The 714-nt window shown below is 40.6% G+C and carries 3 protein-coding genes; all 3 read left to right on the plus strand.

The genetic code is table 11. The features are described 5' to 3' along the window. On the plus strand, positions 1-219 hold a 219-nt coding region (locus tag L950_RS34715; protein ID WP_231577865.1), incomplete at its 5' end, for an Rpn family recombination-promoting nuclease/putative transposase. Further along, positions 197-433 carry a hypothetical protein gene (locus tag L950_RS25480; protein WP_021191332.1) on the plus strand — a complete coding sequence of 79 codons (237 nt, stop codon included), beginning with the start codon at positions 197-199 and terminating at the stop codon, positions 431-433. The genes L950_RS34715 and L950_RS25480, both read left to right, overlap by 23 nt. A gap of 20 nt (positions 434-453) precedes the next feature. Then, positions 454-693 carry a heavy metal-binding domain-containing protein gene (locus L950_RS25485; protein ID WP_021191333.1) on the plus strand — a complete coding sequence of 80 codons (240 nt, stop codon included), beginning with the start codon at positions 454-456 and terminating at the stop codon, positions 691-693. Positions 694-714 lie beyond the last annotated feature (21 nt).

Raw genomic sequence — 714 nt, forward strand, 5'->3', positions numbered from 1 at the left:
GAGGTTGAAGACGAACTGGACAAAGTATTCTATATGCTCAAGAATATATCTACGTTAAAGACCTTGCCACGGATCATGAAATCGGCGGTATTTCAACGATTCTTTCAATTGGCCAGCTACGCAAAATTGACAAAGGAGGAACGAACTATGTATGATATTCGTTCTAAAACGCAAGTGGGATGCCGAAGCAGTGCGTATGTATCAACAGGAACAAGTTGAAGGACTAGAAAAACAATTAAAAGAGGCTAAGCAAGAATCCAAGAAAGCAGCAATAGAGGCTAAAGCTGAAGGTCAACACCAAAAAGCTATTGAGACAGCTTTGAATTTGAAAGAGATGGGTTTGTCTACCCATCAGATTGCCAAAGCTACAGGCCTTACCATTGACTTATTTCAGTTTTTCAATCAAACTGATGCTTTATTTTCGGGCTTTTAAAACAGTATTCATCATACACCATGATCGTTACCAGTACCAATACCATCAAGGGGAGAGAAGTCCTGCGTTATTTTGATCCCATTTCAGAAATAGTTGTTATTGGAGACAATGCTTTGAGTGAAATAGGAGCGAGCTTCGTAGCGTTTGCTTCGCAGATCTTCGGGATTTTCGGTGGGCGGTCCCGCAATTATGAAAACAAACTACAGGAGCTCTATAAGAGCGTAGTGGAGTCTTTAAAGCAGAATGCAGATAGCTTTTAACAGATGCCGTTATAGGCTTCA

Origin of the sequence: Sphingobacterium sp. IITKGP-BTPF85 (genome assembly GCF_001006065.1) — a bacterium.
GTDB lineage: Bacteria > Bacteroidota > Bacteroidia > Sphingobacteriales > Sphingobacteriaceae > Sphingobacterium > Sphingobacterium anhuiense.